Below are 12,863 nucleotides of genomic sequence, written 5' to 3'. Positions count from 1 at the left end.
GAAACCTCGCATTCTAGCAGAAGTTCTGAAGCAGTCAAACAACTTTTTCTTCAACCCCTGCCAGCGCAACCACCAAACTAGGCAGAAGCAGCAAGCGAAGGCGTGACTATAACACAGGTTTTGAACCAGATGCAAGTGGCGTGATGGTTTGCCGGAAAGGCTCGCGCAACCCACAAGGCGAAGCGCGCTGCAACGCAGTCATGTCCTCAGCGAGGTCCTGCCTGAAAGCCTGCTTGTTCAGCGCTGATGGGTGACCACAGGCCTGCTGGGATCGCTGACCCACTCGCTCCAGCTTCCGGCGTACAGGCTGCTGCCTGTCAGGCCGGCAATTTCCATTGCCAACATGTTGACGGCGGCAGACACCCCGCTGCCGCACTGGTGCACCAGTTGCTCTGGCGGTCGGCCTTGGAGCAGCGCCTCGAATTCACGCTTTAGCTGCGCGGCTGGCTTGAATGTGCCATCGGGCATCAGGTTTTGCATGAAGGGGCGATTCAATGCGCCGGGGATGTGCCCGGCAACCGGGTCCAGCGGCTCGGCCTCCCCCAGAAAGCGCTCTTCTGCTCGGGCATCGAGCAGGATTTGATCGTCTTGGCCCAATGCCTGCAGAACTTGTTCGACAGAGCGCAGCATGCTGGGCTGCAGCCTCACATCGAATGCTTCAGGCTTGTGCACCTCTGCCGGCTTGCCGCTTGAACTTGCAAGCGGCAAGCCTGCCGCCTGCCATGCGGCCAGTCCGCCGTCCAGCACCCGCACGTTGCGGCAGCCGATCCAGCGCAGCATCCACCACAGCCTTGCCGCCATCATTGCCACTCCCTGGTCATAGACCACCACCAGACTTTCATTGCCAACGCCGATGCGCGCCAGCGTGGCGGCAAAAGTCTGTGGCGAGGGCAAGGGATGCCGGCCATTGCTGCCGGTCAACGGCGCCGACAAGTCGGCGTCCAGTGACAGATATATGGCTCCTGGCAGGTGGCCATGCCGATAGGCCGCATCACCCCATTCGGGCTGGGCCAGGTCAAACCGGCAATCAATCAGCACACAGCGCTCAGGGGCCTGGGCCAATAGCGCGCTCAGTTCCGAAACATCGATGAGATGGCTTTGCGACATGAGAACTCCTGCAGGTCATCGCTTGAACAAGGCGTATTGTGCGTGACGCCCGTCCGGCAAGACCGCTTCGGCTGTGTCCGCTGCTATCCCACTGCGGCGCGCGCCCGCACTGAGCGGCATAAGTGCCTGTTCAAAGCGCATACACTGAAAAAGCCAAGCTTGGGCTGGGCTGTAGCGCCTGCCAACTCGACGCCAAGCGCCCTCCCCGCAGGCTCTGATCCGCTCATCAAACGTTTTTGCACATGCATGCTTTTCATCAAGATTCGGACGAGGCCTTGATGCTGGCCTACGCCGCTGGCGATCCGAAAAGTTTCGACACCTTGTACGGCCGCCACGAAGCGGGCATGCTGCGCTTCATTGCCCGCGCCTTGGGCAAGGCGCAAGAGGCGCATGTGGAAGAGGTTTTTCAGGAAACCTGGCTGCGCATCATCCGCGGGCGCAACAGCTTTCGCCCACAAGGGGCGCAGTGGCGCACTTGGGCATTTGCCATCGCGCACCACACGGCCATGGATCACCTGCGCTGCATCCAGCGCCAACCAATCACCATGTCGTCTTCACTCCAGGCACAGGAAGACGCCGTCTCCGAAGCCAGCGCAACTGACATCTGTACGTTGTCGATTCACCCTCAGGCCACGCAGCCTGCCGGCCACATCTCTATCGAAGACCAGGTTTTCTGGCGCGCCGCAGGCCAGCAATTGCTGCGTTGTCTTGAAGAGCTGCCGGCCGAGCAGCGCGCCGCCTTCTTGCTCAAGCACGAAGAAGATTGCTCCCTGCAAGAGCTGGCCGCCCACCTGGGGGTAGGCTTCGAAGCCCTGCGCAGCCGCTTGCGCTACAGCCTGCAAAAGCTGCGCCAATGCATGGGCAGTTATTTGAATGCCTTGCACAGTCAGTCATGAACACCCCAGATCCCTACATCGCCGCTGCCGTGCTCAGGAGAAAATCGCATGACTGAATCACCATCACCAGGGCGCACCACTGATGGCCACGCAGATACTCCCTCGGCGCAGGCGCACGGGCCATCCGAGGGCGAGCTCCAGGCCTTCTGGAAGCAAGCCTTGGCATCGGCCCCGGCGGCGGGCCTGGCGCCCGAGCGCCTCGCCGCCTTGCGCCAGCGCATTCTGGCCGATGCCGCGCACGCCTTGGCCGCGCCCGGCCATGTGCCGCCTGCCACATCCCCATCGGCATGGCTGCGGCTGCGCCGCGCCGTGCAGAAACTGCTGCACAGCCAAGGGCGCCAGCCCCAATGGGCCGCCGGCCTGGCATCGGTGTGCATGGCCTGCCTTGTATTGATGATCTGGTATGGCCGTTGGCCCGAAGCGGCTTTGGAGGACAGCCGCCCTGCACACCACGCGCCATCGGCCAACAGCGCAGCCAAGCCTGCGCCGCCTGCCGATCAGTTCAGCGCGGCACTCCAGCCCCATACACCACCACAACCCGAGGCCCTGGCCCTGCCGGCCCCGGCTTACGCCCCTGCCCCGCCCGCATCGACGGTGACCATGCAATCGGAAGCGGCCATATCGGCGGGGCAACAACCCCAGGCCGAAGCCATGGCGGCCGACGCCACCACAGCCCACACGCAGCCGCATCGGCAACGCAGCTCTTTCGCCGCACCGCTGGCCGCTGCGGCATTGGCGCAGCCGCTGGCGCAAGCAACGCATTGGCGCTGGGCCACAGCCAGCGGGCAAGACCAGGGCGCAGCCACACCGCTTTCCGAAGCCGTGCGCGCCGCCTTGCAACAAGTGCTGCCCGCCGCACAGCAACCCGCCGCGGCCCCCGCGCCAGGGCAGGCACGGCGCATACTGCTGCTGCATGAACAGCGGGTGCTGCTGCAGCTCTGGCTCGCCCCTGGGCACATTCAATGGCAGCAAGCCGGCGGCGATGGGCTGGCCTGGCTCGCGCAGCCCAGTGCCGATGCCTACAATCGGCTCATGCGTGCCTTAGCCACCGATGCGTCGCAGCCAAAGTCACAGTAAGAGCCTGTTCACGGTCTCGGTGCGAGTGGGCAAGGGGCGGCTTGAGATGGGATACAAGCAGCCCGGCCCCACCCCGCAAAGACCATGAACAGCCCCAAGTCTCGCGCCGACCTGCTGAAATACCTTCTTGGCTGACGCCAAGTTTTGCCCGCCTGCGGCGCTGGCTGACTTTTGGCCGTCAGAGCACCATCATGACCACCGAGCGAAGCGACCCCCCCGGCGCCCTGCCTGCCGACAACGACCCCACGCCTGCCAGCGCCAACAAGGCCGGCGTTGCGCAAGCCAGCCTGGATGCGGCAGTGCCTCCGCCTGGCACTGGCCAGCACGCCGCCCCGCCAGGCCCCACCCCCCTGCGCCCGCTGGCGCCGATCGTGCGGGCGCTGCTGTATCTGCTGGCCATGTGCTCGCTGCTGCTGGGCATCATCGGTGCATTCACGCCCGGCATGCCCACGACTGTGTTCATCCTCATTTCGGCCTGGGCCGCGGCGCGCAGCTCACCGCGCCTGCACCAGTGGTTGCGCATGCACCGCATGTTCGGCCCCATGCTGCGCAATTGGGAAGATGGCGGCTATGTGCATCGCCGCGCCAAGCGCGCCGCCAGCCTGACCATGCTGGCCAGCGCGCTGCTGATGCTGCTCGTGGGCGTGCCCATGGGCGTGTTCTGGATCGCCTCAGGCTGCATGGCGGCCGTGACCGCTTGGCTGTGGCTGCGCCCGGAGCCACCCGAAGACCGCAAGTGATGGCCATGCGATGCGGCCCCTGCAAAGCATAGGGGGCCCATGATGGCCCCCTGTGCGTGTTTGGTGTACTTTCCCAGGCTCAGCCCCGCTTGCCGCCCAGGAACTGGGCGCCGAACTTGAGCACATCGCCCATGTCCAGCTTGCCGTCGCCGTTTTGATCCAGCACCGCGCCCAGCAGGCCGCCTGCGGCGCCGCCACGCTGGCGCACTTGGCTGCGCTCGCGCCCCAGCAGCGAGCCCAGGGCATCGGCAGACGAGGCCCGGCCGCTGGTGATTTGCCGCCCCAGATAGCCCATGACCAAGGGTGCCAGCATCAGCAGCAGCTTGTGCACCATGGCGCTGTCCAGGCCCGTGGCCTGGCTCAGGCCGCTTTCTGCCTGGGCCTTCTTGCCACCCAGGATATGACCCAGAATGCCTTCGGCATTGAAGCGGCCAGAAGGTGCGGGCGCGGCAGCAGCGCCACCCGCGCCGCCCAGCAAACCGCCCAGGGCCCCAGCCATGCCTGCGCCGCCTGCACCGCCGAGCACGGCCCCCAGCAAGCCGCTCAGATCGGGCATGCCCGCTGCCGCCTGCGGCGCAGTCGCATGGTCGCGCTCCAGCGCGCCAAACAACGCCTGCGCCCCTTCAGGCTGGGCGGCGTTCTGGCCCAGAGCGCCAAGCAGAAATGGCACGGCTGTTTCCACAGCGCTTTGCGTCTGCTGCTCGCTCACGCCCAGCTGCTGCGCCAACTGCGCCAGCGGCATGCCGCGCAATTGGGCAAGTAGATCATCGGTGATGGAAGTGGATGGGTTCATGGCAAAACTCCTAATCATCAACAGCTTGCTTTTCAACGGGCGGCCCGCTCCTGGCGCCAGCGCAGCCATTCAGCCAGCAGCACGCCCACGACACCCAGCGTAATGGCCATGTCGGCCACATTGAAGGCGGGGAAATGCGCCCCCCGCCAATGAAAGTCCAGAAAGTCCACCACATAGCCGTGGGCAATGCGGTCGATCACATTACCAATGGCGCCGCCCAGAATCAAGGCCAGCGCCGCCGAAGCCAGGCGTTGCTGGCCATGCGCACGCAGCTGCCAAAGGATGAACAGCGCCGCCAGTGCGGCAATGGCCACGAAAAACCAGCGCTGCCAGCCGCCTTGGCCGGCCAGAAACGAAAACGCCGCCCCGGTGTTGTGGGCCCGCACGATGTTGAAGAACTGCGTCACCGGCGTGAACTCGCCCCAGCGGTAATGCTGCAGGATCCACTGCTTGCTCAGTTGGTCGAGCACCACCACCAGCAACGCCAGCGCAAGCCAGCGCCAGAACGGGCGCGCCCCGTTGGCGGGCTGCCCAGAGGAAGAAGAGACACTCATAAATTGTCCAATCGTTGGAGCCGTCGCGGGCGCCGCGTCACCACAGCCACAGCAAGGCCAGCCCCAGCAGGATGCTGATCAGGCCCAGCCCGCGCACACTGGCTTGGCTTTGCTGCGCAATCTGCTGCATCCAGCGCTGCCAGGCGCCTGGCGCCAAAAAAGGCAGCAGGCCTTCAATGATGAACACCAGCCCCAAGGCCAGCAGCAAGGTTTCGGCGTGCATAGGGTCGTTGGGTCGGGGGCGGCCGTCGCGCAAAAAGCGGCATGGCCACGCGGCGGCCAAAGAAATGTCTGCACCAATTGCAGCGGCAAAGTGTGCGCTGCGCATTCGTGCAGGCCCTCCAAAAGGGTTTTGGCAAAGGGGTCTGGGCCGGGCGCACTGCGCCGGCGCGCCACTGCCATCAGGGCCTGCGGCCCTCAGCGCCAGGAGTGCGCATGGCCTTGAAGAACTCGGACTCGTTGGGGTCGAGCACCATCACATCGCCCGGCTTGCCCAGGCTGCTGCGGTAGGCCTGCAGGCTGCGGTAGAACTGGGCGAAGTCCGGATCCTGGCTGTAAGCCCGGGCAAAGGTTTCCGTGGCGGCGCTGTCACCTTGCGCGCGGATTTCCTGGGCCTCGCGGTAGGCCGCAGCCAGGGTCTCGGTGCGCTGGCGGTCGGCATTGGCGCGAATGCGCTCGCCCTCGGCCTGGCCTTCGGAGCGCAGGCGGTTGGCCTCGCGGGTGCGCTCGGCCTCCATGCGCTTGAAGACCGATTCGGTGATGTCCTTGGAGTAGTCGACGCGGGTGATGCGCACGTCGACGATTTCGATGCCCCAAGAGAGCTTGACGCGCGCCTGGCCATGCTCGTCGAGCTCCACCTTGGCCTCGGCGGCCTGGGCGCCATCCTGCGCCGAAGACTCAACGCTGGCGGTGCTGGCCGCGCCGGCGGCGTCCGATGCGGGCTTGCGCGCCTCGATGGGGCTGCCGCCCACGCTTTCAGAGACTTGACGCAGCACGTCCTGCATCAGGCCGCGCCGATCCTCGGAGAGCAGCTGGCGCACGGTGCGGCGGTTGACTTCTTCCTGGAAGGCGCTGCGCACCACGCGGCCCAGCTGCGCGGCGCCGGCCTCTTCAGTGCGGCCCACGCTGCGGATGTAGGCCTCGGGGTCGGTGATGCGCCAGCGCACATACCAGTCGATCACCACCCATTGCTTTTCCTCTGTCAGCGTCGGCTCCAGCGAAGGGCTCTCCAACGTCAGCAGACGCTTGTCCAGATAATCGACCGTCTGGAACGGCGCTGGCAGCCACTTGACGTGCAGGCCCGGCTGCTTGACGACGCGGCTGATTTCACTGAGGTGATACACCACCCCGTAGCGGCGCTCGTCCACGACGAACAGCACCGAGCTGGCCGCTGCCAGCAACAGCAGCAGCGACACCACCCAAAACCCAATTCGATTCATGATTGATTCCTCTTGCTAAGGGCTGCGTTCAGCGCGATTCCCGGCTGGGGCGGCGGGTGCCCTGCGGCGCGGCCGGGGCGTAGCTGGCGCTGGGCGCGGCGGGTGCACTGGCGGCCTCTGCGCTGGCCGTGCCTTCTGCGGCGGCCGCGTGGCTGCGCACTGCGGCGGCGGCGCTTTGCTCCATCAGCTTGTCCAGCGGCAAATAGACCAAGTTGTTGCCGCCATCGCCGCCGTCGAGCAGCACCTTGCTGCTCTTCTTGTAGATCTCCTCCATGGTCTCCAGGTACATGCGCTCGCGCGTGACGGCCGGCGCCTGGCGATAAGCGCCCAGCACGGCCGAGAAGCGCGCGGCATCGCCCTCGGATTCGGCCATCACGCGCAGGCGATAGCCCTGGGCTTCCTCCTTGATGCGCGCGGCCTCACCCACGGCGCGCGGGATGATGCGGTTGGCGTAGGCTTCGGCGTCGTTCTTGGCGCGCTCGCGCTCCTGGTCGGCGCGCAGCACGTCGTCGAAGGCCGCGCGCACGCTCTCGGGCGGCAACACGCCGCTGTCTTGCATGTTGATGGCCACCACCGTCACGCCCAGGCGGTAGCGGTCCACGATCTCCTGCATGATCTCGCGCACGCCGGGGGCGATTTCCGCGCGGCGGTTGGCCAGGGCCTCGTCCATGGTCATGTCGCCAATGACCTCGCGCACCGCCGTCTCGGCCGCAGACACCAGCGCGCCCTGCGGGTTTTGCGCATTGAACTTCCAGTTCTCGGCATTGGTGATGCGGTATTGCACGTTGAAGCGCACCTCGACGATGTTCTCATCCTTGGTGAGCATGGCGTGCTCGTTCAGGCCCGTGGCCGACAGCATATTGTTCGAGCCCACGGCCAGCGGCTGGATGCGCATGTCCACGATCTCATGGCTGCCAATGGGCGATGGCAAGCGGTAGCGCAGGCCCGCCGGCACGGTGCTCTGGTACTTGCCAAAGCGCAGGATGACGGCGTTGTGCCCTTCCTGCACGACGAAAAAGCCCGAGGCCAGCCACAGGCCCAGCAGCACCACGGCCACCAGCGACACCAGGCCGCCGGAGATGCTCGGCGGCTTGAAACCGCCGGGCATGCCGCCGCGCGGGCCGCCCGGCGGGCGGCGCCCGCCCTGGCTGCCCAGCAGCTTGGAGAGCTTGCGGTTCAAGTCCCCCATCAGCTCGCTCAGATCAGGCGGTTGCTGCTGCCCGCCCCGGGGGCCGCCTTGCGGGCCCGCAGGGGGCCTGGGCGGCATCGGTGGGGGTGGGGGTGGGGGCGGCGGGGGCGCAGCATCGCCCTGCTCAGCGCCGCCAGAGCCATTGCCGCCGCGCGCACCACCGCTGGACTGGCCTGCCCCCGCATCCCTGCCCCAGCCTGGGTCGTTGAGGTTCAACAGGGCGCGCAGCCGCTCCAGAAAGCGCGCCAAACCTTGGCGGCGTGGTAATGCAGTCATTCACTCGGTCTCGTTGGTTGAATCTTGTGTGGCGCGCACTGCGCATGGCCGCATGGCCGGGCCGGCAGGCGCGCTGTGCCATGCTGGAAGCGCCTAGGCGCGCAAGCCATGGGCGTGCGCGCAGGCCACCGCTGGCGGCAAAAGCCGCGATTGTGCCCAAAAAGCACAGGGCTCAGGTATTCCCCAGGTCATTGCAGGGCATCGCTGCCTGGCGCGCCTGCCTGCGCATCGCCTGCCCCTTGGATACCTTCTTCCGATGCCCGGCCATCGGCCTCGCTCGAACCATCATCGCCCCGATACTGCAGGCACCACTGGGCCAGGGCCTGGCGCAGGCCATCGAGCCCCTGGCCAGTCTGAGCGCTGATGAACACGCGCGGCACCTGCACGCCGCCCATTTCCATGGTGTCGCGCAGGCTGCGCGGCTGGCGCTCGGGCGGCAGGCTGTCGATCTTGTTGAACACCAGCAGCTGCGGGATTTGCGCCGCGCCAATCTCTTCGAGCACCTGCTGCACCTGCTGCAGCTGCTCGGGAAATTGCGCATTGGCCGCATCCACCACGTGCAGCAGCAAGTCGGCATCGACCGCCTCCTGCAAGGTGGCCTGGAAGGCTTCGACCAGGCCGTGCGGCAGATCGCGGATGAAGCCCACCGTGTCCGACAGCGACACGGCCATGCCCGCCTCCTGCAAATACAGCTGGCGGGTGGTGGTGTCCAGCGTGGCAAACAACTGGTCGGCCGCGTAGCTGCGGGCCTTGACCAGCGCATTGAACAGCGAGGACTTGCCCGCGTTGGTGTAGCCCACCAGCGAGATGCTGGGCACCTGGTTGCGCTGGCGCTGGCGGCGCTGCGTGCTGCGCTGCTTCTTGAGCTTGGCCAGGCGATCGCGCACGCGCTTGATGGCCTCGCCGATCATGCGCCGGTCCAGCTCGATCTGCGTCTCGCCCGGGCCGCCGCGCGCGCCGATGCCGCCGCGCTGGCGCTCCAGGTGCGACCAGCGCCGCACCAGGCGCGTGCTCAGGTACTGCAGCCGGGCCAGCTCGACCTGCAGCTTGCCTTCGTGGCTGCGGGCGCGCTGGGCAAAAATCTCCAGGATCAAAAACGTGCGGTCGTACACCGGCAGGCCGATCTCGCGCTCCAGGTTGCGCTGCTGCGCCGGGCTCAAGGCCTGGTCGAAGACGATCTCGCTGGCGCCATGGCCCAGGGCCAGGGCCTTGAGCTCCTCGACCTTGCCCTTGCCGATGAACAGCGCCGCATCAGGGAATTTGCGCTTGACGACGACGCGCTCACACGGCTGCAGGCCCGCCGTCAGCGCCAGCTGCGCCAGCTCATCGAGTTCATGGTCGAAATGGGCCTCGCCAAAATCCACCCCGACCAGCACGGCCGTAGGCGTTGGCTCAGGGGTGATGGCAAACGTGTTCTTGCTCAAGACGGGTCAGGTTCCTGTATGAGGCATGGCGCATGCCATGCATTGGGCGGGACAAAAAACTCAGGGCCTGCTGCTGCGCAGACAGGCCCTGGATCGAAAACAGCGAAAGCCAAAGGCCAGAGACCGGCAACGCGGCATGCCTGAAGGCACTGCGCCACCGCCCTGGCCCGGCGCCATCAGGCCTGGCCGGCTGCTTTTTTCTCTGCCGCGCCGGATTGCTCGGCCGACAGCGAGGCAAAGTTGACCGGGCGGGCCGGCACGATGGTCGAGATGGCGTGCTTGTAGACCATTTGCGTGACGGTATTGCGCAGCAACACCACGTATTGGTCGAAGGATTCGATCTGCCCTTGCAGCTTGATGCCGTTGACCAGATAGATCGACACCGGGATGTGCTCGCGGCGCAGGGCGTTCAAAAAGGGGTCCTGCAACAGTTGACCTTTATTGCTCACGATATAGCTCCGTGTTGAAGAGGCCTGGGCAGGCCTCTTGGGGTGGCTCTCAAGCGTTTTGCATGAGAGCCTGTTCTAAGAGAAAACGAAAGGCGGCACCTTAACACAGTGCTGCTACTTACGTGCAAACCCGCAGGCTTTTGCGCCATTTCTTCAAGCCGCCCTTTGCACACAGGTGTCGCAGGCGGCAAAACCGTGAAGCAAAAAGCTCAGGGCTTGTCCGCGTAGGGGTTGTCGCTGGTGCGCAGCTCGATGCGCAGCGGCGTGCCCTCGAGCTTGAAGGCCTTGCGAAACCAGGTTTCCAGAAAGCGCCGGTAGGCCTGGTCCAGATGGTCCAGCGAGTTGCCGTGGATCACGATCACCGGCGGGTTCATGCCGCCTTGGTGGGCATAGCGCGGCTTGGGGCGGAACATGCCGCTCTTGCGCGGCGCCTGGTACTGCACGGCCTCTTGCAGCAGGCGCGTGAGCTTGGCCGTGGGCATTTTGCGCGTGGCCGCGGCATAGGCCGCGTCGATGGCTTTCCACAAAGGCTCCAGCCCCTGGCGCTTGAGCGCCGAGATGTGCTTGACCGGCGCAAAGCGCATGAAGCCCAGGCGCAGCTCCAGCGATCGCGCCAACTGCTCGCGCTGATAGCGATCCAGCGCGTCCCATTTGTTGATGGCCACGACCACAGCCCGCCCAGACTCCAGGATGAAGCTGGCGATGTGCGCATCCTGATCGGTCACGCCCTGCGTGGCATCGATGACCAGCACCACCACCTGTGCGCCCTCGATGGCCTGCAAAGTCTTGACCACGGAGAACTTCTCCACCGCCTCGAACACCTTGCCTTTGCGACGCAGGCCGGCGGTGTCGATCAGCTCATAGCGCTGCGCGCCGCGTTCGATGGGCACGCGAATGGCGTCGCGCGTTGTGCCCGGCATGTCGAAAGTCACCAGCCGATCCTCGCCCAACCAGGCATTGATCAGCGTGGACTTGCCAGCGTTGGGCCGGCCAGCCACAGCAATGCGGATGGGCGCGGCTTGCTGCTCGGCATCGGCGCCATTGGCGCCATCGGCGGCATCGGCAGCCTCGCCCGGCTGCGGCTCGGGCGGCAGCTGTTCGGCAGCCAGCTCCAACAGGTCGCGCACCCCTTGGCCGTGCGCAGCCGAGACGGCATACACCGGCCCCAGGCCCAGCTCATAGAACTCGGCCAGCTGCGCGCCGCTTTTCATGCCCTCGGCCTTGTTGGCCACCAGCAGGCAGGGCTTGCCCAGGCGGCGCAGGTAGCGCGCGATTTCCTGGTCCTGCCCGGCCAGGCCGGCGCGCACATCGACCAGGAACATCACCAGATCGGCCTCGGCGATGGCCTGCTGCGTCTGGCCGGCCATCTTCTCGAAGATCGCGCCTTCGGCGCTGTCCTCCAGCCCGCCGGTGTCCACGACGATGAATTGGCGCGCGCCCCAGCGCGCCGTGCCGTAGTGCCGGTCGCGCGTCAGCCCGGCAAAATCGGCCACGATGGCATCGCGCGTGCGCGTGAGGCGGTTGAACAGCGTGGACTTGCCCACATTGGGCCGGCCCACCAAAGCAATGACCGGGAGCATGGCAATCGTCCTTGGTTGTGAAGCAGGTGGCGGGCCAAGGCCCTCGCCGCACGCTCGGGCGGGCGGCGCGACAAGGCCAAGCCCGGCGGGGCGTGCGAATCCATCGTTGGAGATCAATCGCTCGGGATCAATCGGGCCTGAAGCCGTACACCGTGCCGTTGTTGCTGATGGCAATCAGCGTATTGCCCGCATACACCGGCGCGATGCGCAGGCCGGAGCGGTTGGTCTGGAAGCGATTGAGCGGGCTGCCATCGCTGCCTTCGAGCAAGTGCAGCCAGCCGCTGGCATCGCCCACGGCCAGCACGCGGCCCAGGCGCAGCGGCGCAGTCAACTGGCGATACTGCAGCCGGTCGGACAGCCATTGCTGGTGCCCATCGTGCCGGCCCCAGGCCTGGATGCGGCCAGTGGCATCGACGCTGTAGACCGTCTGCCCATCGCCATGCACCCCCACCGCGCCATTGAGGCGCTGGCTCCAGCTCGTGCTGCCCGAGCGCGCATCGACGCAGCCAATGGCCGCCTGGAAGGCCTGCACGCACAGGCTGGAGTCCTCGCGGCTGAAATGGCCGACCACGTCCACCAGACGCTCGATGTCGTTGATGCCGCGCGGCACGGCCACGCTGGCCTCCCAGCGCAGCGTGCCTGTGTCCGGGTCGATGCCGACGACGCGGCCCGAAAAACCCGCCACCAGCGTATCGCCCACGGCCGTCAGCAGCAGGGCCTGCTGCAGCGCCAGGCTTTCCTCATCGTCTGCGGGGCGATCCCAGATCAGCGCGCCATTGTCGGCATCCAGCGCCAGCAGCGCGCGCTCGGCCGTGATGACGAAGACCCGCCCGCCGGCCACCAGCGGCGGCGTGAACGAACGCCCCGGCAGGGCGTGGCGCCACAGCACCTGGCCATCGCGCAAGGCCACGACCTCATTGCGCGCGCTGATGACGGCAAAGGTCTGGCCATCGCCCCCGACGCCAGCCACCAGGCGCTCGCCCACGCGGGCCTGCCAGAGCTGCTCGCCCGTGGTCGGCTGCAGGCTGACCACCGTGCCCGATGCCGTGGCCAGCGTGACCGAGAGCTGATGCACCAAAGGCTGCAGCTCGATGTTGCCGAGGTTGCCGATTTGCGCCGTCCAGACCTGGCTGGCGGCAAAGCGCGCTTCGTTGGGTTCAAGCTCGCGCGGCTTGGGGGCCTTGCTGCTGCTGAACATCGCACAGGCCGCCAGTTGCCCGGCCAGCGCCAGCATGGCCAGCGCGCGAGCGGCGCGGCGCACCGGCGAGCGCGGGAAAGGCGACGAAGAGGAAGAGAAAGCGGACATCTCTGGACTCCAAAAATCGAAACGGGCCGGCAG

The 12,863-nt window shown here is 66.4% G+C and carries 13 protein-coding genes; 3 read left to right on the top strand and 10 right to left on the bottom strand.

Going from position 1 to position 12,863, the window contains the following annotated elements:
• Nucleotides 1-237: 237 nt before the first annotated feature.
• On the bottom strand, nucleotides 238-1,107 hold the full coding sequence (locus tag CK625_RS12985; protein WP_095540748.1) for a sulfurtransferase: 870 nt from the start codon (nucleotides 1,105-1,107) through the stop codon (nucleotides 238-240).
• 242 nt (nucleotides 1,108-1,349) lie between these two features.
• Between CK625_RS12985 and CK625_RS12980 the strand changes: the two genes are divergently transcribed.
• The 3 genes from CK625_RS12980 to CK625_RS12970 all read left to right on the top strand — a co-directional run bounded on the left by CK625_RS12980 (nucleotide 1,350) and on the right by CK625_RS12970 (nucleotide 3,820).
• Nucleotides 1,350-2,003: a sigma-70 family RNA polymerase sigma factor gene (locus CK625_RS12980; protein WP_095540747.1), complete on the top strand. Its 654-nt coding sequence runs from the start codon at nucleotides 1,350-1,352 to the stop codon at nucleotides 2,001-2,003.
• 48 nt (nucleotides 2,004-2,051) lie between these two features.
• A complete protein-coding gene (locus tag CK625_RS12975) occupies nucleotides 2,052-3,080 on the top strand; it encodes a hypothetical protein (RefSeq protein ID WP_143326289.1) in 1,029 nt (342 codons plus the stop codon).
• A gap of 191 nt (nucleotides 3,081-3,271) precedes the next feature.
• Nucleotides 3,272-3,820, top strand: a complete 549-nt coding sequence (locus CK625_RS12970; protein WP_095540745.1) for a YbaN family protein — start codon at nucleotides 3,272-3,274, stop codon at nucleotides 3,818-3,820.
• Between the two features lie 79 nt (nucleotides 3,821-3,899).
• Here the strand turns inward: CK625_RS12970 and CK625_RS12965 are convergent, their stop codons facing one another.
• From CK625_RS12965 to bamB, 9 genes are all read right to left on the bottom strand, one after another.
• Nucleotides 3,900-4,613 carry a DUF937 domain-containing protein gene (locus CK625_RS12965; protein WP_095540744.1) on the bottom strand — a complete coding sequence of 238 codons (714 nt, stop codon included), beginning with the start codon at nucleotides 4,611-4,613 and terminating at the stop codon, nucleotides 3,900-3,902.
• Between the two features lie 32 nt (nucleotides 4,614-4,645).
• The gene (gene lspA, locus CK625_RS12960) at nucleotides 4,646-5,167 is read right to left on the bottom strand and encodes a signal peptidase II (RefSeq protein WP_095540743.1); all 522 of its coding nucleotides are present in this window, start codon (nucleotides 5,165-5,167) and stop codon (nucleotides 4,646-4,648) included.
• A 37-nt stretch (nucleotides 5,168-5,204) separates the two neighbouring features.
• Nucleotides 5,205-5,390, bottom strand: coding sequence for a DUF2065 domain-containing protein (locus CK625_RS12955; RefSeq protein ID WP_095540742.1), 186 nt, complete (start codon nucleotides 5,388-5,390; stop codon nucleotides 5,205-5,207).
• Between the two features lie 178 nt (nucleotides 5,391-5,568).
• Nucleotides 5,569-6,606 (bottom strand): protease modulator HflC, encoded by a 1,038-nt coding sequence (hflC, locus tag CK625_RS12950; RefSeq protein ID WP_095540741.1) that lies wholly within the window; start codon nucleotides 6,604-6,606, stop codon nucleotides 5,569-5,571.
• A 28-nt stretch (nucleotides 6,607-6,634) separates the two neighbouring features.
• Nucleotides 6,635-8,071, bottom strand: coding sequence for an FtsH protease activity modulator HflK (gene hflK / locus CK625_RS12945; RefSeq protein ID WP_095540740.1), 1,437 nt, complete (start codon nucleotides 8,069-8,071; stop codon nucleotides 6,635-6,637).
• A gap of 188 nt (nucleotides 8,072-8,259) precedes the next feature.
• Nucleotides 8,260-9,495, bottom strand: a complete 1,236-nt coding sequence (hflX, locus tag CK625_RS12940; protein WP_095540739.1) for a GTPase HflX — start codon at nucleotides 9,493-9,495, stop codon at nucleotides 8,260-8,262.
• A gap of 176 nt (nucleotides 9,496-9,671) precedes the next feature.
• Complete coding sequence (gene hfq, locus CK625_RS12935) at nucleotides 9,672-9,944, bottom strand: RNA chaperone Hfq (RefSeq protein ID WP_095540738.1); 273 nt, start codon at nucleotides 9,942-9,944, stop codon at nucleotides 9,672-9,674.
• A gap of 209 nt (nucleotides 9,945-10,153) precedes the next feature.
• Nucleotides 10,154-11,524 (bottom strand): ribosome biogenesis GTPase Der, encoded by a 1,371-nt coding sequence (gene der / locus CK625_RS12930; protein WP_095540737.1) that lies wholly within the window; start codon nucleotides 11,522-11,524, stop codon nucleotides 10,154-10,156.
• 127 nt (nucleotides 11,525-11,651) lie between these two features.
• Nucleotides 11,652-12,830, bottom strand: a complete 1,179-nt coding sequence (bamB, locus tag CK625_RS12925; protein WP_095540736.1) for an outer membrane protein assembly factor BamB — start codon at nucleotides 12,828-12,830, stop codon at nucleotides 11,652-11,654.
• Nucleotides 12,831-12,863: the final 33 nt, after the last annotated feature.

The sequence above is a fragment of the Vandammella animalimorsus genome (genome assembly GCF_002285265.1).
Classification (GTDB): domain Bacteria; phylum Pseudomonadota; class Gammaproteobacteria; order Burkholderiales; family Burkholderiaceae_C; genus Lampropedia.
Note: the sequence above shows the minus strand (reverse complement) of the source record. Positions and strands in the feature narration are given on the sequence as shown.